The organism is Streptomyces ochraceiscleroticus (assembly GCF_000720485.1).
In the GTDB taxonomy this organism is placed as follows: Bacteria; Actinomycetota; Actinomycetes; order Streptomycetales; family Streptomycetaceae; genus Streptomyces; species Streptomyces ochraceiscleroticus.
Window position 1 is genome coordinate 200,386 of sequence record NZ_JOAX01000013.1, and the last position, 24,970, is coordinate 225,355.

The 24,970-nt window shown below is 71.4% G+C and carries 19 protein-coding genes; 3 read left to right on the forward strand and 16 right to left on the reverse strand.

Annotated features, from left to right (window positions below; all coding sequences use genetic code 11):
• Nucleotides 1-146 precede the first annotated feature (146 nt).
• The 11 genes from IG84_RS0118180 to IG84_RS0118230 form a co-directional block, all read right to left on the reverse strand.
• Nucleotides 147-1,655, reverse strand: coding sequence for a CoA transferase (locus IG84_RS0118180; protein ID WP_031058095.1), 1,509 nt, complete (start codon nucleotides 1,653-1,655; stop codon nucleotides 147-149).
• 7 nt (nucleotides 1,656-1,662) lie between these two features.
• Entirely contained in the window at nucleotides 1,663-3,882 is a 2,220-nt protein-coding gene (locus IG84_RS0118185; RefSeq protein WP_031058097.1) for an FUSC family protein, read from the reverse strand.
• A gap of 112 nt (nucleotides 3,883-3,994) precedes the next feature.
• Complete coding sequence (locus IG84_RS0118190; RefSeq protein WP_051861975.1) at nucleotides 3,995-4,663, reverse strand: nitroreductase family protein; 669 nt, start codon at nucleotides 4,661-4,663, stop codon at nucleotides 3,995-3,997.
• Between the two features lie 179 nt (nucleotides 4,664-4,842).
• The gene (locus IG84_RS0118195) at nucleotides 4,843-6,387 is read right to left on the reverse strand and encodes a purine-cytosine permease family protein (protein ID WP_031058102.1); all 1,545 of its coding nucleotides are present in this window, start codon (nucleotides 6,385-6,387) and stop codon (nucleotides 4,843-4,845) included.
• A 61-nt stretch (nucleotides 6,388-6,448) separates the two neighbouring features.
• Complete coding sequence (locus IG84_RS0118200; protein WP_031058103.1) at nucleotides 6,449-6,859, reverse strand: tautomerase family protein; 411 nt, start codon at nucleotides 6,857-6,859, stop codon at nucleotides 6,449-6,451.
• A gap of 61 nt (nucleotides 6,860-6,920) precedes the next feature.
• Nucleotides 6,921-8,858 carry a DUF2264 domain-containing protein gene (locus IG84_RS0118205; protein ID WP_051861920.1) on the reverse strand — a complete coding sequence of 646 codons (1,938 nt, stop codon included), beginning with the start codon at nucleotides 8,856-8,858 and terminating at the stop codon, nucleotides 6,921-6,923.
• Nucleotides 8,855-9,874, reverse strand: coding sequence for a hydroxyacid dehydrogenase (locus IG84_RS0118210; RefSeq protein ID WP_031058109.1), 1,020 nt, complete (start codon nucleotides 9,872-9,874; stop codon nucleotides 8,855-8,857). The genes IG84_RS0118205 and IG84_RS0118210 overlap by 4 nt, the downstream gene beginning before the upstream one ends.
• Before the next feature lie 29 nt (nucleotides 9,875-9,903).
• On the reverse strand, nucleotides 9,904-10,764 hold the full coding sequence (locus IG84_RS0118215; protein ID WP_031058112.1) for a carbohydrate ABC transporter permease: 861 nt from the start codon (nucleotides 10,762-10,764) through the stop codon (nucleotides 9,904-9,906).
• The gene (locus IG84_RS0118220; protein ID WP_031058114.1) at nucleotides 10,761-11,744 is read right to left on the reverse strand and encodes a carbohydrate ABC transporter permease; all 984 of its coding nucleotides are present in this window, start codon (nucleotides 11,742-11,744) and stop codon (nucleotides 10,761-10,763) included. Before IG84_RS0118220 ends, IG84_RS0118215 begins: the two co-directional genes overlap by 4 nt.
• Before the next feature lie 27 nt (nucleotides 11,745-11,771).
• Nucleotides 11,772-13,106 carry an ABC transporter substrate-binding protein gene (locus IG84_RS0118225; protein WP_031058117.1) on the reverse strand — a complete coding sequence of 445 codons (1,335 nt, stop codon included), beginning with the start codon at nucleotides 13,104-13,106 and terminating at the stop codon, nucleotides 11,772-11,774.
• 130 nt (nucleotides 13,107-13,236) lie between these two features.
• A complete protein-coding gene (locus IG84_RS0118230) occupies nucleotides 13,237-14,388 on the reverse strand; it encodes a substrate-binding domain-containing protein (RefSeq protein WP_031058121.1) in 1,152 nt (383 codons plus the stop codon).
• Nucleotides 14,389-14,753: 365 nt separating this feature from the next.
• Here IG84_RS0118230 and IG84_RS0118235 point away from each other — a divergent pair, with 365 nt between their 5' ends.
• Together IG84_RS0118235 and IG84_RS0118240 are read left to right on the forward strand one after the other, a co-directional pair.
• A complete protein-coding gene (locus IG84_RS0118235; protein WP_031058124.1) occupies nucleotides 14,754-15,782 on the forward strand; it encodes an ATP-binding protein in 1,029 nt (342 codons plus the stop codon).
• Nucleotides 15,783-15,970: 188 nt separating this feature from the next.
• Nucleotides 15,971-18,388 (forward strand): LuxR C-terminal-related transcriptional regulator, encoded by a 2,418-nt coding sequence (locus IG84_RS0118240; protein WP_157848902.1) that lies wholly within the window; start codon nucleotides 15,971-15,973, stop codon nucleotides 18,386-18,388.
• Nucleotides 18,389-18,448: 60 nt separating this feature from the next.
• Here IG84_RS0118240 and IG84_RS0118245 read toward each other — a convergent pair whose 3' ends face one another.
• The 3 genes from IG84_RS0118245 to IG84_RS0118260 form a co-directional block, all read right to left on the reverse strand.
• Nucleotides 18,449-18,751: a putative quinol monooxygenase gene (locus IG84_RS0118245; protein WP_245659395.1), complete on the reverse strand. Its 303-nt coding sequence runs from the start codon at nucleotides 18,749-18,751 to the stop codon at nucleotides 18,449-18,451.
• Nucleotides 18,752-18,941: 190 nt separating this feature from the next.
• Entirely contained in the window at nucleotides 18,942-19,769 is an 828-nt protein-coding gene (locus IG84_RS0118250) for a hypothetical protein (protein WP_031058140.1), read from the reverse strand.
• Nucleotides 19,770-20,535: 766 nt separating this feature from the next.
• Nucleotides 20,536-21,768: a DUF6777 domain-containing protein gene (locus tag IG84_RS0118260; protein WP_245659411.1), complete on the reverse strand. Its 1,233-nt coding sequence runs from the start codon at nucleotides 21,766-21,768 to the stop codon at nucleotides 20,536-20,538.
• Between the two features lie 399 nt (nucleotides 21,769-22,167).
• Here IG84_RS0118260 and IG84_RS0118265 point away from each other — a divergent pair, with 399 nt between their 5' ends.
• Nucleotides 22,168-23,406, forward strand: a complete 1,239-nt coding sequence (locus IG84_RS0118265; protein WP_051861922.1) for a streptophobe family protein — start codon at nucleotides 22,168-22,170, stop codon at nucleotides 23,404-23,406.
• On the opposite strand, the gene IG84_RS0118270 is transcribed toward IG84_RS0118265, so the two are convergent.
• Together IG84_RS0118270 and IG84_RS0118275 are read right to left on the reverse strand one after the other, a co-directional pair.
• Nucleotides 23,403-24,419: a serine/threonine-protein kinase gene (locus tag IG84_RS0118270; protein WP_031058148.1), complete on the reverse strand. Its 1,017-nt coding sequence runs from the start codon at nucleotides 24,417-24,419 to the stop codon at nucleotides 23,403-23,405. The genes IG84_RS0118265 and IG84_RS0118270 overlap by 4 nt on opposite strands.
• Nucleotides 24,416-24,952 (reverse strand): hypothetical protein, encoded by a 537-nt coding sequence (locus IG84_RS0118275; protein WP_342668445.1) that lies wholly within the window; start codon nucleotides 24,950-24,952, stop codon nucleotides 24,416-24,418. The genes IG84_RS0118270 and IG84_RS0118275 overlap by 4 nt, the downstream gene beginning before the upstream one ends.
• Nucleotides 24,953-24,970 lie beyond the last annotated feature (18 nt).

Genomic DNA, 24,970 nt, shown 5'->3' on the forward strand with positions numbered 1-24,970 from the left:
CACCCATCACTCCCACACGTCGAGACGTCCGGGGCCGGGCCGCCCGCGGCAACGCCTTCACGGCGGGCGGCCCGTTCCCCGCTCATCGATGAGGAGGCGAGCGAAGCACGGTGCGTTCCGGCTGGGACCGGTTCTTGCCAAGGGCTTCAGGCGCCCAGCCACTCCGGCCGGGACGAGCCGCGGGGGACGAGGGTGAAGGGGTAACGGCCCGGAGTACCGGACATCCGTACCTGATCGGTGACGCCCTGGTAGGTACCGAGCGGGGTCTCGTCCGTGAAGGTCTCGGGGTCGAGGTAGGCGTGGCGCTCACCGGTGCCGGCGACCTCGGCCGCGTACGCCTTGTCGAAGACGCCGAGGCTGAGGATCCACAGCGCGGCACGGGTCAGCGAGACGTGTACGCGGTAGCTGCCGCCCTCGCGCGCCCGGCGGGCCAGCGCCTCGCTGACACCGGCGGCCATCAGCCAGGAGACGATGTAGTCATTGACCACCAGGATCGGCGGCAGGCCCGGTCGTTCACCGTCGCCTTCCAGGTTCATCATGCCGACCAGGCTGCCGGCCGTCTGGTCGAAGCCGACCCGGTCGGCCCAGGGCCCGGTGGGGCCGTTGAGGGTGGCCGTCGCGTGGATGATGCCGGGGCGCGCATCGGCGGCCTGCTCCGGACCCAGCCCGATGCTCTCCAGGTAGCCGGGGCGGCGATTGGCGTAGAACACATCGGCTCCGCGCAGCAGTTCGCGCAGGCGGGCCGAGCCGTCGGCCGAGCGCGGGTCGACGGTGGCGGAGCGGACGCCGACGTTGGCCGTGGTGTACGTCGCGTCGTGCTCGTGCTCGCCCGGACGCCAGATGTTGAGTACGTCGGCACCGTGCAGCGCCAGCGCACGGCCCGCGCCCGCACCGGCGATCACATGCCCCATGCCCAGCGCCCGGATGCCCGACAGGGGCTGCTCGCCACCCTCCGGCAGGGGCTCGGCCGGGCTGTCGCCGATCTTCTCGATCTGGACCAGCGGCATGTGCGCGAGGTGATCGCGGTACTGCGGCTCGTCGAGCATCTCCAGCGGGGAGCGGAGTACGGGCAGCACGACCCCGGCTTCGACGGCGGCCTGCTCCAGGTCGGCGGCGTTCCACCGGGCGATCGACCGGGCCACGGCCTGCGGGTCGTCCGGTACGTTCAGCAGCTTCTGGGCGGCCACCTTGATGCCGGGGTACGGATTCAGCGGCATGACCCAACGCCCGTCTGCGGTCGGGTAGAAGGAGAAGCCGAGCGCCTGGTTCACGTTGGACGTGGAAGCCGGCGGATAGCCGTTCAGCAGCTCCCAGCGGCGGTCGTAGAACGGGCACAGCCGGTGCGGCGCGCTCCGCAGGTCCACGGTGATGTCCTGCCCGTCGCCGCCGCGCAGCCGCCACAGCTTGGCGACAGCGGCGGACTTGGCCGCGAGCGCGATGGCGGCCGCCCCGCCCAGTCGCAGGGTGCTCGGTACGACCGGGTCGGCGCCGAGGAAGGTGACCTTGCCCCCGGTGTCCTCCGGGCGCATGCCGATGCCTGCCAGCACCTCGGTGAAGGCGGCCTCGACGTCGAAGGCGTCATCGGTCGCCGGGGCGGCGACGGCTGCCTCGATGCGCTGGGTGAGCCGCTGGGCGTGCTCGGTGGTCGTGGTCATCGGTCGGTCAACTCCCTGTGGTCTGGGCGGTGGTGACGTACGACAGCGGAGCTCGATCGTTGCGTACAGCGTTCGACCGGCTCCCCGCGGGGGCCTGCGCCCCGGCCGCCGGACCGGCCTCCGGACCGGCCTCCGCATCCGTCCTCGCATCGGTCTGCGCGCCGGAGGCCAGCCGGGAGACCAGCTCCTCGACGGCCGTCACGGTGTGCAGGCACAGCGTGAGGGCGCGGCCACGGGCGTGCGCGACGCCGTCGGGCGCGGTGCGGTCGACCAGGTCGGCGAGCCCGCTGCGGGCGGCCGTCGCGTCGAAGGCGGCGCGCAGGACGCCGGGGTACGGCCGGCCCTTCGCGGCGACCACGGCGGCCAGTTCGGCCAGGTGGTGGTCGAGGACCGCGGCGAACTCGGCGGTCTCCGGCACGGCGTCCGCCGGCCGGCCCGGCAGCCCGTCGTAGAGCAGCGCGGCGCACTGCGTGATCTCGTACACCGACCGCTGGATGCCGGCCAGCTCCTCGGCGGTCCACCGGGCGCGGTGGCGGCGCGGCTCGTGGCCGAGGCTGGCGATCGCACCGTCCAGCCGCTCCCTGGCCTGCCGGGACTGCCGGCGCAGCACATCGATCCCGGCCGGGTCCACGGCGCCGGCCTCGGCATACCCGGTGACCAGCACCGGCAGCAGTTGCTGCTGCACCCGCAGCCAGTCGGCCAGCAGCTCGTGCGTGCGGTGGTGGTGGTACGTCGGGATCACCACGAAGACGACCAGGCCGAGCAGCGCGCCCACGAGGGTGTCGGCGGGGCGGCCCCACTCGATCAGGCCGGGGGCCGAGCCGAGCCGGCTGATGAGGAAGACGATCCAGGCGGTGATGAAGAAGTTCAGTGCGAGCTGGCCGACGCGGAGCGTGAGGAAGACGCAGGCCGCGAGGACCGACGCGCCGATCACCAGCCCCCCGGCGCTCCACCCGCCGGGCAGCAGCACCACCCACGCCACGATCCCGCCGAGGATCGAGCCGATCGGCCGGCTCCAGCCGCGCGCGAAGGTGTGCCCGTAGTCGGGGAACAGCACCAGCATCGTGGTGAGCGCGGCCCAGAAGCCGTGGTCGGGCAGGGCGTGACCCCAAAAGTCGCCGAACGCGCGGCCCACCGCCTCACCGGCCGCCGTGCCGACCGCGATGCGGATGGCGTGCCGGAAGAGGGGAGCGCCCGGACGCATCTCGGCGGACAGCCTGCGCCATCCGGAGCGCAGCGCGTTCTCGGCGGGGAAGGCGTCCAGGACCTGGTCCAGCCCCTCGGGGCCGCGGGCCTCGAGCCAGTGGTCGGCCAGCCGCGCCGCCTCCCGGAGGCGGGGGAGCAGCGCGTCGGCCTCGGGGCCGCGCCAGGAGTCGAGCAGCCGCAGCGCCTCGGCGTCGGCGTCCTGGCGCCGGGCGGTCAGCACCGTACCGGCGACCGCGTCGAGCGCCTCGGCGATCGCGGTACGCGGCACGCGCGCCGTCCGGGGCAGAAAGTGCAGCGCCCGCCGGATGCCCTCCGCCTCGGAGAGCAGCCCGAAGAGCGGGGCCGCGGCGGGACGGGCGAACGCCGGCAGCAGGTCGAGGGCGGAGCGGGCCGCCGTGAACGGCGCGGACGAGAGGTACCCGGCGGGCTCGGCGGCCCGCGCGGTGCTCGCCAGGCTCCGGTACAGGGCGGCCACGGCCTTGCGCTGCGCGGGGTGGCGACGGCCGTACGGGGGCAGCAGCTGGGCAACGAAGACCATGGCGGAACCGACCGCGATCCACTGGACCATGGTCAGCCCGGCCGGGATGCCGGGGGAGAGGTCCGCAGTGATCATCAGGCCGATCGTGACCAGGCAGGCCCGGATGCCGGGGGCCACGCCCAGGGCACGCCACAGTCCGGCGACGTAGGACGCCACGGCGAGCACGATCAGGAACCACCAGCCCATCGGGTGGAGGTACACACCGATCAGCGTGGCGAGGCTGAAGCCGACACCGAGGACGAGCGCGTTCACCGCCCGGTGCCGGACCGGCGCCAGAAGCGTACCGATCCCGCAGATGAAGGCCCCGACCGTCATCATGGCCCAGGCCGGCGGGTCATCGAGCAGCGAGCCGACGACGGAGGCTGCGACGACGGCGAGCACGGCCCGGCCGATCGCCCAGGGATCGGAAAGTACGCGTTCCATCTTCAGCCCCGCCCGGAAGCTGTGCTGGATGGCGGAGCACCATGCCTTGACCTCACTCATATAGATGCATGTTACACCTAACAGTCCGTACGGGTCGAGTGACTGCGGCCCGGCGGGGGAGTGAGTCGGCTCACCCCCGCTGCCGGGGCGCGGTCAGTTGCTCAACGGGGAGTCACCAGGCGTTGCGGTGGATGACCTCGGAGACGGGGCGCCGCCGTACCGGGCCGAAGTTGCCGACGGGCCACCCCACGGGAATCGCCGCGAAGGTACGCATGTCCTCCGGGATGCCCAGCACCTGCTTCCACTCCCGCTCCAGCATCAGGTGCCAGATGGTGATGTTGGCGGCCAGGCCGAGCGCGCGTGCCGCGAGCAGCAGGTTCTGCACGCCTGGGTACATGCACGAGCCTTCCGCGAGAGCGGTGAAGCGCGGCTGGATCCGCGCCAGTTCCTGCACCGCGTCCGCGCCCAGCGCCTGCGCCGAAGCCCGCAGCCCCGCCTCGTCCGGCTGCTGCTCGGGCATCCGGTAACAAGGGATGACCAGGGCAGGAGTCTCCGCGAAGTGGTCGCGCTGGTACTCGATGGCCGCGACCATGCGGCCGTACGCGGCCTCGTCCATCCCCTCGGGCGCGTACTTCCCCGTGGTGGCCAGATAGGCGTCCACGCACCGTTGCCACAGCGGTGCCAGCCGGGCCATGACGTCGGGGTCGGTGACGAGGACGTACTCGTACCGCTGCATGTTGCCCCCGCTGGGGCCCCAGACGGCGGCCTGTATGAGCCGCTCCAGCAGCTCGTCCGGCACGGGGTCGGGCTTCAGACGGCGCATCGCCCGCATGGTCGACATGGTGTCGAAGAGCGGGGGTTGGGCGGTTCCGGTGGGCGTTGTTGCCGTGGTCGGGGTGGTGGTCGCGGTCGCGGTCGGGAGGCTGCCGGCGGCGTCGTTGGACATGATCCAAAAGTGTAGGTGGCGGTGTGGCTGCTGTGCAGTCTGCGGGCGGCAGGCGACAGTTGGCCCGGGCGCGGTCAGCGGGCGGTCGCCGGTACCTCGGTGGGCGCCTCCGGATCGGAGTCGTCACCGACGATCGGCGGTACCTCGGCCGCCGATGCCCGGACGAACCGGGGCCCGTCCGGCCCGTACACCGCACGTGGCTCGGGGAAGACGGCCAGCAGGAGGAGGTAGCTCACCGCGGCCAGTACGAGGCCGACGGGCAGTGAGATGTCGGCGCCGCCCGCGAGGCCGCCGAGCGGGCCGACGAACTGGCCGGGCAGGTTGGTGAAGAGCAGCCCCAGCGCGGCGGAGAGCAGCCAGGCGGCCATGGCGCGCCAGTTCCAGCCGTGCGTGAACCAGTAACGGCCGCCGCGCTGACGGCGGTTGAAGACCTGGATGGCGTCCGCGTCGTACCACCCGCGGCGGGTGACATAGCCGAGGATCATGACGACCATCCAGGGCGCGGTGCAGGTGATGATCAGCGTCGCGAACGTGGAGATGGACTGGGTCAGGTTCAGTGCGAAACGGCCGGCGAAGATGAACGCGATCGACAGCACCCCGATGAACAGCGTGGCCTGCACCCGGCTGAACCGCGGGAAGACGCTGGAGAAGTCCAGGCCCGTGCCGTAGAGCGCGGTGGTTCCCGTGGACAGGCCGCCGATCAGGGCGATCAGACAGAGCGGCAGGAAGTACCAGCCGGGCGAGACGGCGAGCAGGCCGCCGACGTAGTTGGGCGCCGCCGGGTCCACGTACCGCGCGGCCTTCTCCGCGATGACCGACGCGGTGGCCAGGCCGAAGACGAAGGGCAGCAGCGTGGCCAACTGGGCGAGGAACGCGGCGCCCATCACCCGGCGGCGCGGGGTCCCGGCGGGGATGTAGCGGGACCAGTCGCCGAGGAACGCGCCGAAGGAGACCGGGTTGGCGAGCACGATCAGCGCGGCACCGACGAATGAGGGCCAGAACAGCGGGTCACCGGTCGAGGTGAAGGAGCCCGCGTAGCCGGGGTCGAAGTCCCCGGCGAAGGCGAACGCACCGAGGACGAACATCGCCGAAGCCGCCACCACCGCCACCTTGTTGACCAGCAGCATGAAGCGGAAGCCGTAGAGGCAGACGATGAGGACGAGGCCGCCGAAGAGCGCATACGCGAGGCCGTACGCGGGCCCGGACTCGGGCACTCCGGCGAGCCGGTGGGCGCCGCCGACGAGCGCGTCGCCCGAGGACCACACCGAGATCGAGAAGAACGCGACGGCGGTGAGGAGGGACAGGAAGGAGCCGACGATCCGCCCGTGCACGCCCAGGTGCGCGGAGGAGGAGACGGCGTTGTTCGTACCGTTGACCGGGCCGAACAGAGCCATGGGAGCGAGCAGCAGCGCCCCGGCGACCAGCCCGAGGACGGTCGCCGCGAGCCCCTGCAGGAAGGACAGCCCGAAGAGGACGGGGAAGGCGCCGAGCACACAGGTCGCGAAGGTGTTGGCGCCGCCGAAGGCCAGCCGGAAGAGGTCGAGCGGACGCGCGGAACGGTCCTCGTCCGGTATGCGTTCGACGCCGTAGGTCTCGATTTCGGTGATCGCCGTACTCACGTGCTCCACTTCCTGCCGCTGGTACTGCCCGTGCCACTTCCCGGGACGGCCTCACAGTGTGTCAGGCGGGTGCGGCCGGGTCGGAAGAGGCGGTGGCGTACTGCGCTTCCCCGTAGCCGAAGGACCAGTCCACCGACTCGTTCTCGGTCAGGGTGATGAACACATTCCGCGGTTCGGTCCCCGCGTACTCGTGAGCGAGCTCGGCGATCCGCCGGTACAACGCCTGCTTCTGCTCGGCCCTCCGCCCGGAACGCATCGTGATCGCGACATACACGATCCCGTCATCGCGCCGCACACCGAGGTAACTGCCGTACCGCAACGTGCTGTTGACGCCGTCATGTCCGACCAGTACCTGAAAGCGGTCCTCGGGCGGAAACCCGATCGTCTCACCGAGCGCGTCCTGCACGGCCCGCCCGAGAGCGTCGAGCCGCTCGGGGTCGGTCCCGAGCGCGTCAATACGCACAAATGGCATGTCAGAGGCTCCCTTTCCCGAGGTTCCCTTCCTGGAGGAGCATACATACTAGTAGGTACAGTTATTCCTCGCGCTCCACAGTTACCGGTGCGAAGGCGATCCGGGTGACCGAGCCGTCCTCGGCCCACCGGATGCGAATCTCCTCGGTGTCCGCCGAGGCCACGGTGGCGGCATCGGTCAGGGGTGCCGCCTCCGCCGTGCCCGTCAGGGAGGCGAGGGCCGCCACGACCACCGTTGCGTCGGCGTCCTCGACGGGGGCGGTGCTGAGGCGAGGGAGCAGGGCCCAAGGGGTGAAGGCTGTGCCTTGGGGGGTGCGTACCTCGTCGAGGTCTGTCCAGCCGTGCAGGCCGTGCAGGCCGTGGAGCTGGGAGGACAGCGCTCCGTCCGGGGCCGTTGCCCAGCCCGTCAGGTGTATGCGGGCGCCGTGCGGGATGCCCGTGACCTGATGCACCCTCAGTTCGTACCGGCCGCGGGCCACCGTGACGCTCCGTACCTCCAGGCCCGGCACCATCGGTGGCCCCGCGGTGAACACCGGGCGGTGCCAGGAGGCTGCCCAGCCCCAGCCGTCGCCGCCGCCGGCGCCCAGGGGGTGGATCCGGCAGCGTACCGAGGAGTGCCCGGCGATCTCGACCGCGAGGTGGTTGTCGGGGGCGTTGGAGGCGGAGGTCGGGCCCGTGCCCGTCGAGTAGGCGAAGCGCCCGTACAGCACGTCGTGTGCCGCGGCGTTGTCGCCCTCGTGCGGGCGGACGTGGTCGCTGCCGTGGTTGTGCAGCCGGGCGAGGCCGTCGGCGGCGGTGGTCTGGACGAGCAGACCGGGCGCGGGGAGCGCGAGCACCCGGTCCGTGGCTTCGGCGGGGGCCGCCTCCTCGGTGGCCGTCCAGAGCGGGTCGTCGGCGGGGGTGAGGAGTGCGACGAACGCCTTGGAGGCCCAGTACGGGGAGCCGGGCCCGGAGTACGTCTGGCAGGTGGGCTCGTGCGGCCCGTACCAGCCCAGATTGAGCAGTCCGTCCTCGGTCCCCACCGCGCCCCGGGTGACGAAGTGGCGCAGGGCGCCGCTGAGCAGGCGCCGGGAGACGCCCGGTGCGAGAGGCGTGTGGCCGGTCAGTGCGCCGAGGCCGACTGCCGCCGTCGCGGCGAAACGGTAGGTCAGGGAGCGGCCGAAGTGGATCGGTGCGCCGTCGCCGCCGAAGAGGAGCGAGTAACCCTCCAGGTGCTCGCTCAGCCGGGGCCCGTACAGGTCCAGCAGGCCCTTGTCGCCCGCGAGGTGGGCGTGCAGCACCGGGTAGAGGTGCAGGGCCCAGCCGTTGTAGTGGTCGAAGGCGCGGCCGTCGCCGTCGGCGTACCAGCCGTCGCCGCGGTACCACGTCTCCAGCAGGCGCAGTCCGCGGTCGATGGCACGGCGGGTCTCCGCGTCACCGCGGCCGACCGACTCCAGGAAGGCGGCGACGGTGACGGCGAAGAGGTACCAGTTGTTGGGTGCGGGGGTGTGCCGCAGGGCGCCACGCAGCCATTCCTCGGTGCGGTCCTGTACGTCGGCGTCGAGGCGGTCCCACAGCCACGGGCGGGTCACCCGCAGGCCGAGCGCTACGGAGGCCGACTCCACCATCGGCTGGCCCTGGACGTCGTGGTCCAGGATCAGCGGCCAGGATTCGGTGTCCTCGCGGCCCGGCGTACGGGTGCCGGCGGCGAGCCCGTCCGCGTACCGGGGCAGGAAGCCGTGCGGGTCGGCGCCGTCCGCGCCCGCGACGCGGAATGCCGCGGCGAGGAACGTCCGCGCGTACCCCTCCAGTCCGTCGGAGCGCACGCCGGACCGGGAGGGCCGCCCGGGCAGGTCCAGCAGCGCCCCGCCGGGCGTGGCCCAGCGCAGGGCGGCGCGGACCAGCCCGTCGGCGGCGGCCTCCCAGTGGGCACGGGTGTACCCGGTGTGCGGGCTCAATTCCCGGTCATCTGGCGGTATTTGCAGGAAACGATTCGTGCTGGTGACAGAGACGTCATTCATGCCAGGAACGCCAGCCTTTCGCGGTGTACGGGGTGGGCGAAGCCGTCGCCGGCGGCCCACCGGGCCACCTCACTCACCGTCAGGTCGGCGAGGCGGCGCCATTCGTTGCCCTGGGAACCCGCCAGATGCGGGGTCAGCAGGGCGTTGTCGCAGGTCCACAGCGGGTGGTCGGGGGGCAGCAGTTCGGGTTCGGTGACGTCCAGGACGGCGTGGATGCGGCCCGAGGTCACCGCGTCGGTGAGCGCGTCCTGGTCGATGACGGCGCCCCGGGAAGTGTTGATCAGGGTGGCGCCGGGGCGCAGCCGGCCGATCAGTTCGCGGCTGACCAGGCCGCGGGTGGCGGGCAGCAGCGGCGTGTGCACGCTCACCACGTCGCTCGTGGCGAACAACCGCTCAAGACCGGCGCCCGTCACCCCCAGCGCCGCTGCTTCCGCCTCGGACACGTACGGGTCGTAGAGCAGGATGTGAAGGTCGTACGGACGCAGCAGCTCGATCACCCGGCGCCCGATCAGCGAGGCGGAGCAAATGCCCACGGTGTTGCGGTAGTTGCCCACCGAGCGGTCGGTGCGCAGCCAGGCGTCGCGGCTGCGGCCGGCGCGGTAGTCGCGGGCGCGCTCCAGGACGCGCTTGTTCGCCAGCAGGATCATCGCGACGGTGTACTCGGCCACCGGCAGCGCGTTGGCAGCGGCCGCCGAGGAGACCTCGATGCCGCGGTCCCAGCAGGCGTCGGTGACGTGGTGGCGGACGCTGCCCGCGGAGTGGGCGATGGCCCGCAGGTGAGGCGCGGCGGCCAGTACCGCGGCGTCGACGGGCGGGCAGCCCCAGCCGGTGACCAGCACCTCCGTCTCCGCGAGGACCGCGCGGGCCCGTTCGGTGGTCAGGTCGTCGAGTACGGGGGGTGGTGCCAGGTCGCACAGGGCGGCGAGGGCGGCCGTCTCGTCCGGGCCGAAGACGGCCGTGGCGGCGTCCTGGCTCATGGCGAGCGCGGCGCGCGGCCGGTGTCGCGCCTCGGTCATGGAACTCCTTCGACTTGTCGTACGGGTGGTTACTTCACCGCTCCCGCCGTCAGCCCCGAGCGCCAGAAGCGCTGCAGCATCATGAAGGCGAGGATCAGTGGCAGCACTGCGAGCAGCGACCCCATGACGACGACGGGGTAGTACTCGGGCGAGACGGTCGCCGAGCTGTTCCACGTGTACAGCCCCAGGCTCACGGGATACAGCTCCTGGTCGGACAGCATCACCATCGGCAGGAAGAAGTTGTTCCAGATCGCGGTGAGCTGGAAGAGGAAGACGGTCACCAGCCCCGGCCCGAGCATCCGCAGGGCGACCCGGAAGTACGTGGCCAGCTCGCCGGCGCCGTCGATGCGGGCCGCCTCCAGCACCTCGTCGGGCACGTAACCCTGGCTGAAGATCCGGCCGAGGTAGACGCCGAAGGGGTTGAAGAGGACGGGGAGGAAGACCGCCCAGAAGGTGTTGACCAGTCCGACGCCGGACGCCATCAGGTACAGGGGCAGCGCGAGCACCGTCTGCGGCACCATGACCGCGGCCAGTACCACCCCGAAGAGCTTCTCCTTGTGCCGGAAGGCGTACTTGTCGAAGGCGTAACCGCAGGCGACGCTGATCAGCGCGCCGAGCGCCGCACCTACCACCGCGTACAGCAGGCTGTTGCCGTACCACCGGCCGAACAGCCCGCCGTCCATGGAGAACAGCTCGCCCAGATTGGCGAAGAAGGAGAAGTCGCCGAGGGACAGCAGATCGCTGCTGAAGAGCGCGTCGCGGTTCTTGGTGGCGGCCAGCACCAGCCACAGGACGGGCAGCAGGGTGTACAGCACGCACACGCCGACGACGGCGTTGACGGCGGTCCGGCCGAGCAGCCGGGGGCGCAGCGCGGTGGAGGTGGTACTCATCGGGTGGCCTCCGCCTTCTCGTTGGACCGGTTCGTCCAGCGGGTCACGCCGTAGGACAGGGCGATGGTGAAGAGGAGCAGGATCACCGAAGCGGCGGCCGCCAGGCTGTAGTTGTTGCGGTTGAAGGCGGCGTCGTAGATGTACATGCTCGGGGTGAAGCGCGAGTTGATCATCGGGGTCTGCTGGCCGAGCAGCATCGGCTCGGTGAAGAGCTGCAGTCCCCAGATCAGTGTGAACATCGCGACCATCACGATCGAGGAGCGCACCAGCGGGGTCTTGACCTGCAGGGCGGTGCGCACCGGCCCCGCGCCGTCGACCACCGAGGCTTCGATGACCTCACGCGGGACCGCCTGGAGCGCGGCGTAGAAGATGATGGTGTTGTAGCCGAGGTTGCTCCACACCGCGATGTTCACGATCGAGGGCAGGACCGTGTGGACGCCCAGGAAGTCGACGGTGATGTCCGCCTGGCCCAGCAGCTCGATCACGGGGCTGATGCCGGGCGTATAGAGGTACAGCCAGATGATCGCGGCGATGATGCCGGGCACGGCGTGCGGCAGGAACAGCGCGAGCTGCGCCCAGGCCCGCAGCCGCACCACGCCCGAGTCCAGCAGCAGGGCGAGTGCCAGGGCGCATACCACCATCAGCGGGATGTAGAACAGGCAGTACGCGGCGACCGTGCCGAGACCGCCGAGAAAGGTCGGGTCGGTGAGGACCGCCGCGTAACTGCGCAGTCCGACGAAGACGGTCCGCTCCGGGCCGAACCCGAGTCCCGGCTGGTCGGCGCCGAAGAAGCTCAGCCACACGGCGGTACCGACGGGGATGAGGAAGACCGTCACGAGCAGGACGAAGAACGGCGTCATCAGCACGCCGCATGCGCCGAGCCGGCGCCTGCGGGCCCCGCGCCGCTGCGCGGCGGACGAGAGGGGAGCGGTCCGGCTCGGGAGCGCGACGGTGTCCGTGCTGGTTGTGGTCGTGGTCATGGTGTCACCTGCCTCTCTGACGGTTGGTCAGCTGCTGCGTTCGGTGGTGGACAGGCCGAGGGCCTTGAGGTCGGGCAGGGTGCCGCGCTGTGCCTCGCGTACGGCGTCGATGATCGTGCCCTGGCCGCCGGCGGCACGGGCGAACCCGTCCTGCATGACTTTCTGTGTCGCCGTCATCCGCGGCCCCCACGTCCACCGGTCGTCTATGAGCTCGGCCTGCTCGCGGAAGAGCGCGTAGATGTCCTGGCCCGAGTAGTAACGGCGATCGAATGCCTTGCGGCCCACCTCGATCAGGCCGGGCGCGGCGGGGAACTGGCTGCTGGTGCCGCTGGAGAGCCGGGCGCGCAGCGCGTCGGGGTGGGTGACCTGCCAGCTAATGAACTCCATCGCGGCTTCGGGGTGGCGGCAGTCCTTGGTGACGGCGAACGTCGACCCGCCGTGGGTGGCGCTCACCGGCCGCCGGGTGTCCCACTGGGGGAACGGCGCGACCGCCCACTTGCCCGCCTGCCCCGGATGGGCGTTCATCTGCGCGCCCGCGTCCCAGGCGCCGTGCAGCCGGCTGAGGATCCGGCCCTGACCGATCGCGGCGGGGAAGCGATTGCCGTCGGTGGCGAACCTGGCGACCAGGTCCTGGTCCGCCAGCCGCTGCCAGTACCGTGCCACCCGCCGGGTGGGGGCATCGGCCATCGAGACGTTCCAGGCGCCCTTGGAGGTGTCGAACCAGCGGGCGCCCGCCTGCCAGGAGAACGCGGCGAACTGCGTCATGCCGTCGGTGGGGAACAGCGACAGATGGCGGTCCGGCGCACGCTTCCGTACCAGCAGCGCGGCCTCCTCGAACTCGTCCCACGTCGTGGGGACGTCGATGCCGTACTCCCGGAAGAGGTCCTTGCGGTAATGCAGCACCATCGGCTCGATGTCCAGCGGGACGCTGAAGACCCGGCGGTCGAAGGTGGTCAGTTCGAGGGCCTGCGGCAGCAGCTTGCCGCGCAGCCCGTCGTCGACGAGATCGGTGATGTCGCGGGCGACGCCGTCGATGGCGAAGCCGGGGACCTGGGGGTACTCGATGGTGGCGACATCCGGCGCGTTACCGGCGCGGGCGGCGTTGCTCAGCTTGGCGTAGCCGCCCAGCGCGCCGGACGGGACCTGCTGGAAGTCCACCTGGATGTGGTCGTGCGTGCGGTTGAACTCCGTCACCACTTCCTGGCTGCCGCGCAGGGCGGACCAGAAGGTGATGCGGGTGGTGCTCTTTCCGGTGGTGCGCGGCTGTCTGCCGCCACTGTTGCCGGTGCAGGCGCTCACACCGGGCAGGGACAGGGCGGCGAGCGCAGCGAGCACGGAGCGACGACTGTGTCGACCGGGCATGCAAGCCTCCCGCGGCTCGTTCGGGACACGGGAATAGTGATCGGTCCCACATAATCCGGTCAATAGACCGATCAGAAGAAAATGAAACGATCAAACGCTCGCAACGTGCGGGCGGCACCGCTCCTGACGGTCACTCACCAGCGCCGCTCACAGGCCCGGTCGACCCGCGGACCTGCAGATCCGGCAGCAGCTCGATACGCCGTACGGGTGCGGGGCGCTCCCCGGCAGACCGCCGCAGCCGGTGCAGCAGCAGCTCGGCCGCCGCCCGCCCCACCTCCGTCTTGGGCGGCGCCACCGCGGTCAGCGGAGTACTGCCCAGCGCTGCGACGACATCGTCGTACGCCACCACGGAGAAGTCCTCCGGCACCCGTATCCCGGCCTCCTGGAACCGCTGGACCAGCATCAGCGCGTCCACGTCACCGTGCAGGAGGGCGGCGGTGGCGCCACGGGAGCGCATCAGGTCCAGGACGTCGGGCCGGGGGCACTCCTCGGACTCCGACCGGGGCCGTTCCGCCGGCTCCGGCACGGCCGTCGGCGAACTCAGCGTCACGGCCCAGTCCTCGACCTCCGCCCGCTCCGCCGCGATCGCGGCGAACGCCGCGCGCACCGCCCGGGCCGTAGGACTGTCGTCCCGGGCGCCCAGGACGATCCGCCGGTGCCCCAGCGAGATCAGGTGCTCGACGGCGAGATGGACGCCGTACCAGTGGTCGGAGCAGACCGAGTCGAGCGCGTGCAGCGCGCTGCCGGGCCGCGGGCGGCGCTCCATGAGTACGGTCGGCACGTCCAGCGAGCCGAGCCAGCCGTAGTCCGCCTCCTCCGCGCCCAGCCCGCGCCAGCGCGGCGCGATCAGCAGGCCCTGTACGCCGCTCGCCAACGCCTGCTCCACCATGGGGCGTTCGCCACCGGACACGGCGGGCGCGATGTGCAGCGCGATCCGCATGCCGGCCTCCTCCAGCACCGTACGCGCACCGTGCAGGGTCTCGAAGAGGTACGAGTGCCGCTCGGGCACCACCAGCCCTATCGCGGCACCGTCCTCGCCCGGCCGGGCCCTCGGCGCTCCCGCCGCTGCCCCGGCCGCCCCCGCTTCCTCGACGGGCACGAGCGAACGCACCACTCCGTGTCCGCGCCGCAGGTGTCCCGCGCGGGCCAGCTCCTCGACGTCCCGGCGCACGGTGACCACCGAAACGTCCAGCTCGGCCGCGAGATCACCGACGCGGACCGCACCGCGCGACCTCACCACACCCAAGATCCGCTGCCGCCTGAGATCGACCGGTTCCCGCATGTCGCTGCGCCCCCCTGTGTGCGTTTGAGCGTTCGCCGCGCAGCATAACGATCAGCCCGCCCCCACACGAGACCGCGAGTGGTGCGGTGCCGCGCTCCTGACGGCGGGCCCGCTCAGCCCTGTGTACGGAGCGCTGGAGTCGGCGCCGTGGGTGACCGCGGCAGGCGTACTGCTGCTGGCCGCCTTCGTCTTTCCGGCGGCTTCCCGGCCTGGGGGCGTGCGGACGTATCCCCAGCGCCTCGGTGTACTGAGGTATACCGATATCGACTGATGACCGATGCCTACTCGCGGCCCTTTGTTGCACATTGGGCGCGCTCGCGGATCGGATGGGTGACACGCGAGGCGCGCACGGCTGGAGGAGGCACATGCTGAGGGAGAGGGGCCACGGACCGGCCGGCCTGATCGGCCGGGACGGGGCGTTGTCGGAGGTGGCGGAGGTGCTGCGGGCCGAGCGGCTGGTCACGGTGAGCGGGCCCGGGGGAGTGGGCAAGACCGCGCTCGTCGCGGAGCTGGCGCACCGCTTGCTGCCCGGACAGTGGGAGGCCGTGGGGTGGGTGGATCTGGTACGGCTGGATGGCCTCGAGCTGCTGCCGCAACGGCTGGCCCGCGCCCTGGGCAGGGGCGGCCTGCCGGCCCGGGGCACCTCCGAGGCGCTGGCCGACGCGCTCGGCGGCGCCCCGGCGCTGCTGGTGGTGGACACCTGTGAGTACGTGGCCGATGCCTGTGCCGAGATCCTGACCGGACTGGTGGCTGCCTGCCCCGGCCTGCACGTACTGGCCACCAGCCGTACTCCCATGGACACCTCCGGCCACTACCGGCTGCGCCCGCTCCCGCTGGAGGAAGCCGCCCGCCTGTTCGAGGCGAGCGGCCGGCGTTGGGACTTCGTCGACGTACCGACCGCGAAGACGGCCGAGCACATCTGCGCGTTCCTGGACGGCCTGCCGCTCGCCGTCCACATCGCTGCGGGACAGCTCGCCCACCACTCGCCCAACGAGGTCCTCTCCCTTGTCTCCCGGGCGGACACCCTCCTGGATCTGACCATCCCCGGTCTGCCCGCGCGCCAGCGCACACTCCGCGAATCCCTCCTCAGTACGCATCAGTTGTGCACGCGTGAGGAGCAGTTGCTCTGGGCGCGCTGCACCGTCTTTCCCGGCCCCTTCGGACTGAGGGACGCGCTGGAGGTGTGCGCCGACGACCGGCTGCCTCCCGAGGCGCTGGTGGCGGCGTTCGCCGGCCTGGGCCGACGGGCGCTGATCCTGCCGCAGGAGCCGCACGGCGCTACGTACAGGATGCCGTGGTCCACTCGGGCGCACGGCCGGCAGTGGCTGAACCAGCTCGGTGAGGAAAGGGAGTTCCTGCAGCGCTGCCTGACCTGGCTGCTCCGCGACTCGTGATCGGACCACAGACTCTGCCCGACCCAATTAGGCAAGCCTCGCCCACACCACTCCCTCTTTTGCGGGAATGTCGCCACGAAGTCCGTGGAGACTCATCGGAACCGCATCGAAGGCCGTGCTGCCCCGCGTAGCGTAGGAACCCCCACTCTCGGGCGGGCAGCAGGCGGAGGGGCGAGCACCATATGGCCTTGCGATATCTCAGGGAGCAGCAGGCCGGCGGGCTGCCCCTGGAAGTCACGGGTTTCGTCGGGCGTGAGCAGGAACTGCGCGAGATCGGCGCGCTGTTGGACAAGGCCCGGCTGGTGTCGCTCATCGGCCCCGGGGGAGTCGGCAAGACGAGGCTCGCGCTGCGGACCGCCCGTACCGCGCTGCCGTACTTCCCCGACCGTGCCTGCTTCGTCGAGCTGTCGTCCCTGCACGACCCGGTACTGCTGCCACACACCGTTGCGGCGGCGCTCGGCCTGTCCGAGCAGGGGGACCGTGATCCGGTGGGCCTCCTCGTCTCCTACCTCGCCGCCAAACGGCTGCTGCTCGTCCTGGACACCTGCGAGCACATGCTGGACGCCTGTGCGATGCTCGCCGATCTGATGCTGCGGATGGCGCCCGGCGTCACGGTACTGGTCACCAGCCGCCAACCGCTTGACGTACCAGGTGAGTTCGTCTATCCGATCACGCCACTGCCCACCGACCGCGAGGCGGTGCAGCTTTTCGCCGAGCGGGCCGCCGCCGTCGTACCGGGCTTCGCCGTCACCGACGCCAACCGCAAGGACGTCACCTCCGTCTGCCGCCGGCTGGACGGGATGCCGCTGGCGATCGAACTGGCAGTGGTACGGCTGCGGGTGCTCTCGCTCGGCGATCTGGCCGCCCGGCTGGAGCACCGCTTCCAGGCGCTGACCGGCGGCCGCCGCGGTGCGGTGCCCCGGCACCGCACCCTGCAGGACGCCATCGACTGGAGCCACGACCTGTGCACCCCGCGGGAACAGCTGCTGTGGCGGCGGCTGTCGGTATTCGCCGGAGAATTCGACGCCGAAGCCGCCGAGACCGTGTGCGGCGGCGGTGAGCTGCCGGCCGAGGACGTGCTGGAGCAGCTCATCGGGCTGGTCGACAAGTCGGTGGTACTGCGCATCGAAGCGGAGCAGGCGCGCTACCGACTGCTGGACACCCTGCGCGAGTACGGTGCCGAGCGGTTGACCCAGAGCGGCGAGGAGGAGGCGTACCGCCGGGCGCATTTCGATTACTTCGCGGTGTTCGCCGAGCGCGCCGACCGTCCTTTCCACAGCGACCGGCAGGCGGAGCACCTACGGGCCCTCGCGCGCTGGCTGCAGAACTTCCGTATCGCCATGGAGTACGGCACCAGCACCGACGATCCCGAACTGGCGTTGCGCGGCCTCGACCTGGCCACTCGGCTGTGGACGCACTGGATCACGACGGGCCGGCTGCGGGAGGGTGCCCGCTGGCTGGAGCGCGGCCTGGCCAATGTGGAGCACGACTGCCCCGAACGCGTCGAGGCGCTGCACCGCATCGCCTGGGCCCTGATGGTCTTTGGGCGGCACGACGAGTCCGAACCGTACATCCTGGAGTCGCTGGCGATGGCCGAGCGGATCGGCGACCGGCGCGGTGCGACGTACGCGAAGGAGTTCCACGGCTGTCTGTCGATGGTATGCGGACGGCTGGACGAGGCACACCGCGACCTCAACGAGGCGCGCCGCGGCTTCCGTGAGCTGAGCGACAACGACGGGCTGGCCATCACTTGCTTCATTCAGACGTTCGGCGCGGCAGTCGTCGGCGATGTGGAGCACGCCTGGGAGATCTCCGGGGAAGGACTGCGGGCGCTGGAGCCGGTGCCCGGTGAGTGCTGGTCCCGCAGTTACTGCCTGCTGTACCGGCAGCTCGCGCTGTGGATGGCGCACGAGGACTCCCGGGCCGAGGAACGCGACCGGCTCGGCCGCGAGGCACTGGTCCTGAAGCTGGCCGTGAACGACCGGCTCGGTGCGGCGGTCGCCCTGGAGCTGCTGGCCTGGTCGGCGGGCCGGTCGGAGCGCTTCGAGCGGTCCGCCTGGCTGCTGGGCGCCGCCGAGGCGATCTGGACCAGGATCGGTGGCGCGCGACTGTTCAACGTACCGATCCTGAACGCGGAACGGGACACGGCCGTCACCGCGGCGCGCACCGCACTGGGCGACTCCGCCTACGCCGACCATCACGCCCGCGGCGCGGCGCTCGACCTCACCGAGTCCGTCACGTACGCGGTGCAGGACACCGATGCCCTCCCCAAGCCCCCGCCCGGCATTCCGACGCCCGGCATTCCGACGCCTGGCATTCCGATGCCTGGCAGCACGGCGGCCTCGGCCGGCACCATGTCGGCCCCGTCCACGCCACAGACCGTACCCGGCACCGTGGCGCTACCGGCCCCGGACCGCACCACTCCCCGCCCGCCCGGCCTCACCAACCGCGAACGCCAGGTGGCCGCGCTGGTCGCGGAGGGCCTGACCAACCGCCAGATCGCAGAACGCCTCGTCGTCTCCAAACGCACAGCCGACGCCCACGTAGAACACATCCTGAACAAACTCGGCCTCACGTCGCGCACGCAGATCACCGGGCTGGAGTGAGGGCCCGAAGCGGCGGTCTGAGCGGCGGCCCGCATGATGGACCGGTAAGCAGGGGTGGGGTTACACCCCGAGGCCGCCCGCGACCGTCAGTTCCCGGCTGCTGAACTCACCCGTCAGCATCGGCATCGCCTCGCTGATCGCGGCCTTGGTCTCAGGGAGCTGAAGCGACGCATCGTGATGTGCTTTGCTCTGCCAGACCTCCGTCACCCAGATCGTGACGTCATCGGCGTCCGACGTACTCACGATGTAGAGGTCACACCCCGCCTCACGGAGGTGGTCAACGCCGCTCAGCAGGATGGACACCACGTCGTCGCGGTGACCGGGCTTCGCTTTCATCGATCCGATATAGCCGTACGCCGCCACCGTGACTCCTCGCTCCCGGCAGCCCCGTGCTCGCCGTGTTACCAGCACCTTGCCACACTCGCCACAAAACGGGACTGCGGCAGGGCGGAGGGGTGCCGCAGCCGTGTGGTGGGAGGCCGGCAGCGCTGGAGCGGGTCGGAACCGGGGTTTCGCCCCGCTCCGCGCGCTGCTCGTCGGCCCGTGCGGTCGATCAGGCGGTGGCAGCCTGGTACAGGCCGCGGCCGGCCCGCTGGGCCCTGGAGGAGGCGACGAGGCGGTCCAGGGTGCTGCGAACGGTGTTGATGGCGGCCGTGGTCTGGGCACGTCCCACGGCTTCGGCGACATCGCGCGCACGGACCGGGGCGCTGCCGATCTCCGTCAGTGCCTTGAGGACCTGGTCGGTGAGTCCGCTGCTGTCCTTGGCCGTTGCGGCGGGGGCGGCCTCCTTCGCCGCCTTGCCCTGAGCGGCCTTGCCCTCGGCCGCGGTGTTCTTCGCTGCCGAGTTCTTCGCTGCCGTGTTCTTCGTTGTCGTGCTCTTCGCCGCGGTGCTCTTCTCCGTCTTGGCCTTGCCGTTCTTGGCCGAGGCGGTGGACTTTCCGGCGGTGCGGCCCTTCCGCTCCGGTGCGGCGGCCGACTTCGCCGCGCTCTTACGGGCGGCACTGGCGGGCGCCTTGCGGGGCTTGGGCACAACGGGAGCCGGGGCGGAGTCCGCCTCGGGCGCCTGGGCCGCTTCGGGAGTTGCTTCGCTCGCCGCCTCAACGGCCGCGGGAGCGGGCTCGGATGCGGTCGTGTTGCCGGAGGCCGATGCAGGGGCAGCGGCCGGCTCGGGGGCCTGCTCAGCAGACTGCGGCACGGACTGGGTGGTGGAGGACAGCGCCTGCAGTGCGTTGAGTGCGGTGCGGACGGAGTCCAGCCGGGTGGTGACGGCGGCCAGCTCCTTTTCCAGGGTCTGCTGCTGCGCCTCCAGCCGGGGAAGTTCGGCCTGGAGCAGGTCCGTTGTGGCGGTGATGCTGCCCGGTGTGCTGACGGTAGTGGTCATGTGGTGCCTTTCTGCTTCGGCCGGTCAGTTATCGGTTTCTCTGCCGGACGCTCGATGTACTTGTGTGGGGCTGTGGTGGTGAGGGGCGGGGAACGGCGGCGGGCCTTGCCGCCCACCGCCGTGCGGCCGCTGTCCCTTACCGGCGTCACAGTGGGAAGCAGTTCTGCGGCGACAGTGTTTCACCATGTTGTCGAAGGCGTTGAGTATAAGGTCCCACTTGCCCTGAGCAAGACCGTTGCCAACCGCGTACCCACACTCCGCAATTGTGATGACAGTCGCGATCGAGTTCGTGACAGCCCACCACGCTCTGACCGCAAAGGGTCTGCGGTCATGATGTCATCCGTCCCGGGCAAAGCCCTCGCCACCCTCGCCGAACCCGAAAAGCACCTCGTCGGCACCCCTAGGGCCGTCCCAAACGTGTCAACTGCTCGGCCTGCAGAACAGCCGGCGGACAGCACTCCCAGCGGGCCTCCGAACACACTCGTACGGAGTAATCCATCGAGAGATGCGTGGCCTTTCAGCGCAGGAATTATGGCCGGACAATGTTCGTCCGAGTGGGTTGCCGAACGCGCACCTCAAACGCCCATCGTCATCGCGAAGTTCCGGTTCAGGGAGGAGCGATGGCTTGTTGGAGCAGGTGCTGGAGGGTGCGTTGTTGGTCCTGCGTGAGGCCCGCGAGGGGGCCTGCTTCTCGATTTTGTCGACGACGTGACACGACCGGCTTCGGTATGCACTTCACCGACGTGGTGTTCGGAACCCTCCGGCATTACGTGCCGGGCGGTGGGAGCTCCGGGGTGGTGCCGGGCTCTTCCGGAGGCGCGCTGGGGGAGTCGGGCGTGGGGGTGTCCGGCGGTGCGGAGGTGGTCGGCGGCTCTGTGGAGGGGGACGTCGAGGTCGGGGAGGAGGATGTCGGTTCCGAGGACGGGCACGTCGATGACGGGGGCTCGGAGGGCGGGCAGGTCGATGACGGGCTGTCGGAGGGGGTTTCGGACGGCGGCGGAGTGGTCGGGGTGTCCGTCCGGCCCGTCTCATCGCCCGCGGCGCGCTTGAACCAGGCTCCCGTGTCCAGGTCGACGAGGATGAAGACGTTGACCTCGGTGGTTGCTTGCTGCACGGCCACCATGTCCGAGTGCCGGTACGCCGGCCAGGGCTTGCCGACCGGCTTCGGTGTTTCCTTGACGGCCACCGGCGGCAGCAGCGGGTTGCCGCAGGCACAGCGCACGCGCGGCACTCCGCGCGAGTCGACCAGTACGGCCGTGCCGGCCTGCAGGACCGACTGGTAGGCGGTGGCCTTGCCGTCCTTGAAGCCGTGGTTGGTGACCCGGGTGTCCTTGCGCAGCTGTACGGGGGTCAACGACCGCAAGTAGGAGGGTACTTCGCGCTGGGCGATGCCCTCGGTGTCGGCGAACGCCTTGGCCTTGGCCGGCTCTCGCTGCAGGAAGTCGATCTGCTTCTCGACATCACAGCTCGGCGTGGAGCGGCTGCCGCCGTACAGGCCCGGCGCCGAGCCCGCAACGCTGGTCGTGCCCGTGTTGCCGGACGGCGCGGTCGGCGTCGCGCTCGGCGAAGCGGGCGCGGTGGAGTCCTTGGCGCTCGACTTGGTGAAGGGGTCCTTGCCCTCGGCGGCGGCCGGCTGGAGGAAGACCTCGCCCGAGCCGGTACCGCTGTCCGGACGGGTGAGGAAGACGGTCAGGGCCACGGCCGCGACGAGGACGGCGGTGATGAGCGCGACGCGTGACGAGGACCGCCACCAGGGCTTGCCGCGGCCGGAGCCCGCGCCGGCGGCACCGCCCGCCCCGCGGCCGAAGCCACCGCCGTAGCCATCGCCGGAGCCCTCACCTGAGCCACCGCCATGGCCACCGCCGGAGCCCTCGCCCGAGCCACCGCCGTAGCCACCGCCACCGGGGCCGCCCGATCCACCCGATCCGCCCGATCCGCCCGATCCACCGGACCCACCGTCCCCGCCCGGCCACTGCCCGGAGCCGGCGCCGGAGCCCACCTGCGTGGGCTCGTGGCCGGGCTCGGAAGGCGTACCTGAGGACGGCCCTGACGAAGGCCCCGACGACGGGCCAGGGGGGGGAGCCTGACGAAGGCTCTGACGACGGCCCGGAGAGCGGACCCGACGGCGGACCCGATGGCGGGCCGCTCGGGCGGCCTTCGGGCGGTGGTTGCGATGTCACGGGTCGGCCCTTCTTCCCCTGCATGTCGGGCGTCGGCCGCGTGGACCATCCGGCGATCCGAATTTCACCCGTTTATTCCCTCTTTACGCCATTGTGTGCTCGTTCCCGGCGCCGTCCGCAAGCGGGGCGGCGCGCCCGTACATACCGTGGTGAACGCGGTAGCCGAGGGTGAGCGGCGCGGAGTGCGGGGCGAGCAGTGAGGAGACAGCGTGAGCCGGATGCGAGAAGCACTCGCCGCGGCGGGCGCGGGCATCGTGGCCATGATCGTGGTAGCCGCGCTCGGACTGTGGGCGGCGGGCGCGGCGGGCCTGCCCGGCGGGGCGTTCCCCCGAGTGGTCGCGGCCGTTGTCGTCATCGCGGCCGGCGGCTCGGTCGAGCTCTCCGGTGACACCGGCGTCCTCGCGCGGGCGGACGCCGCCATCGATGCCGTACCACTGTCGGTGACACTGGCCGGCGCGCTGGTGACGGCCGCCGTCTTCCTGCTCCCGCTGCGCCACCGGGCGGTGGCCTCCACCGGCGAACTGCTCGACCGCATCGCCCGTACGGCCGCGTGCTGGCTGCTGTTCCTCCTGATCATCGCCCTGCTCGCGCGCCACAGCTTCCGGATCTCCACCGGCAACGACATCGCCGAGGAGATCGGAGCGGAGCTGGGCGCGATCCCCACCGTTGCGTTCCGGGCCGACGTACCCGCGACGCTCGGCTTCGGTCTGCTGTGGGTGCTGGCCGTCCTCGCGCTCACGTTCATCGTGTCGCGCAAGGCCCCGCTCTCCAGTCCGCTGCTGCACTTCCAGCGTTCCGTACGGCCGCCCGCCTTCGCGATGCTGGTGGTGTTGCTCGCGTACGCGGCGATCGGGCTGGTCGTCGGCGTGATCCTGCTCTTCACCCGCGGACACCCTGCCGAGACCATCGCCGTACTGTTCCTCGGGCTGCCGAACCTGGCCTGGATGGCGCTGGGGGTCGGCACCGGCGGCGCATGGGTGGGACATGTCGACAAAGCGATGGGGTTGCCGATGCCGCACGTACTCGACGAGGTGCTGCGCACCCGCGGCGGGCAACGGACCCTGGACCTCGGCTCGGTCGCGGAGCACGACGGGCGCGCCTGGCTGCTCGTGGCGGTGGCGGCCGTGGTGCTGCTCGCCGCCGCCTTCACCGCGGCGGTACGGTCCCCGGCCCGGCTGCCGGCCTGGCGGCACGGGCTGGAGATGGCCGCGGCCCTGGCGCTCACCATGCTCGTCGTCGGACTGCTCACCCGGATCTCCGCGCACTACGGGCTCTCCCTCATCGGCATCGGGGACCTCGGCGGCGGACTCGGCGGTGACGTCTCCCTGCAGCCGGAACTCCTCCGGCTGGTCGCCGCCGGCGCCGTCTGGGGCCTGGTCACCGGCTTCCTCGGCAGCCTGTTGGCACGGTACGTACGCCATCCCGGCGACGTACGGGACGCACGGCCGCAGAACTAGGGGGTCCCCGCGCGCCCCGGAAACACCGGCGCAGCCCAGTCCGGTGGCGGTGGCGGAGCCGTGTAGCGCGGCAGCCGCCCGTACGCCTCCGCGCGCGCATCCACCTGCGTCGCGGCGTGCCCCTGAGGGCCCGGTGGCGCAGCAGGCGCCGCCGTCCGCCCGGCCGTCCGCAGCGCCGTCACGAACCCGCGGCAGGTGTCGTAGCGGTCACCGGGCGCCTTGGCCAGGGCCCCGGCGAGTACCGCGTCGACGGCCGGCGGAAGGTCGGGCCGCAGGCTCGTCAGCGGCGGCGCGGCATCGTACTGGTGTGCCCAGAGCAGTGCCATGTCCTCATCGCGCCGGAACGGCGGTGCCCCGGTCAGCATCTCGAAGACCACGCAGGCCAGGCTGTACACATCGCAGCGGCCGACCACCGGGCGGCCCGAAATCTGCTCGGGCGCCACATAGTCCAGGGTGCCCACGAACTGCCCGACGCGGGTGAAGCCCGTGAGCGACAGCGACTTCTTCGTCAGCCCGAAGTCGGTGAGATACACATGCTCCGGGTGGTCGCTGTCGGTGCCGTCGGCCACCAGGATGTTGCCCGGCTTGACGTCCCGGTGCACGAGATCGTGCGCATGGGCGGCGTCCAGGGCCGAGGCCACCTGCAGGGCGATCCGGCAGGCGGTCTCCAGCGGCAGCCGGCCGTCGCGGTCGAGCAGGGCCCGCAGGTCCCGCCCCTCGACGTACCGCATGGCGATGTACAGCACGCCATCGGTCTCGCCTGCCTCGAAGACCGGCACGATGTGCGGATGGTCGATCGCCGCGGCGACCCTCGACTCGTGCGCGAAGCGCTGCCGGAAGGTGTCGTTGCGCGCCAGCTCGGGCGCCAGCAGCTTCACCGCCACCGTACGGCCGAGCCGCAGATCCTGCGCCCGGTAGACGACCGCCATGCCGCCGCGGCCGAGCTCGTCCTCCAGCAGATACCCGGCGATCCGGCGCCCGCGCAGTCCGGTCGCGGCCTCGGAGGCGCTCACGGCTCAACCTCCCTGTACGCGGCGGACGCCCCCTCCGCGGAATTCCCCGAAGGCATCCGCTCCACCGCATACGTCTCCAGTGTCCCCCCGTCGCAGTAACACCACCGCTCGTGCCGCGCGTCGTACAGCCACATCGCCTCGCCGTCCACGACCACTCCCACCCGCATGCCCCGGGTCCGCTCCGCGAACGACTCTCCGTCCAGCCGCCCGGCGGCCAGCTCCTCCATCAGCTCCCGGTAGCGGCTCAGGTCACCGGAGACCGCGCCCAGCAACGGCCGGGGATCCGCGGTCCTGGCGGCGGCCTGCCCGGCGGCCGGCGGGCCGTGCGGTACCGGCAGCAGCAGCCGCCCGTCCACCCACGCCGACCAGCCGTTGGAACACAACGCCAGCGCCCAGTCGCCACGGCGCTCGACGACCTGGACGGGCAGCAGGGGGTCGAGCCGCACACCCGGCCACGCGGCATCCGGCGCCGACCAGGTCGTCAGGCCGTCCGGCGGGACGACGTGGCTGGGAAGGAAGTCGGGGACGGTCACAGGCGGCTCCTCGGCGCT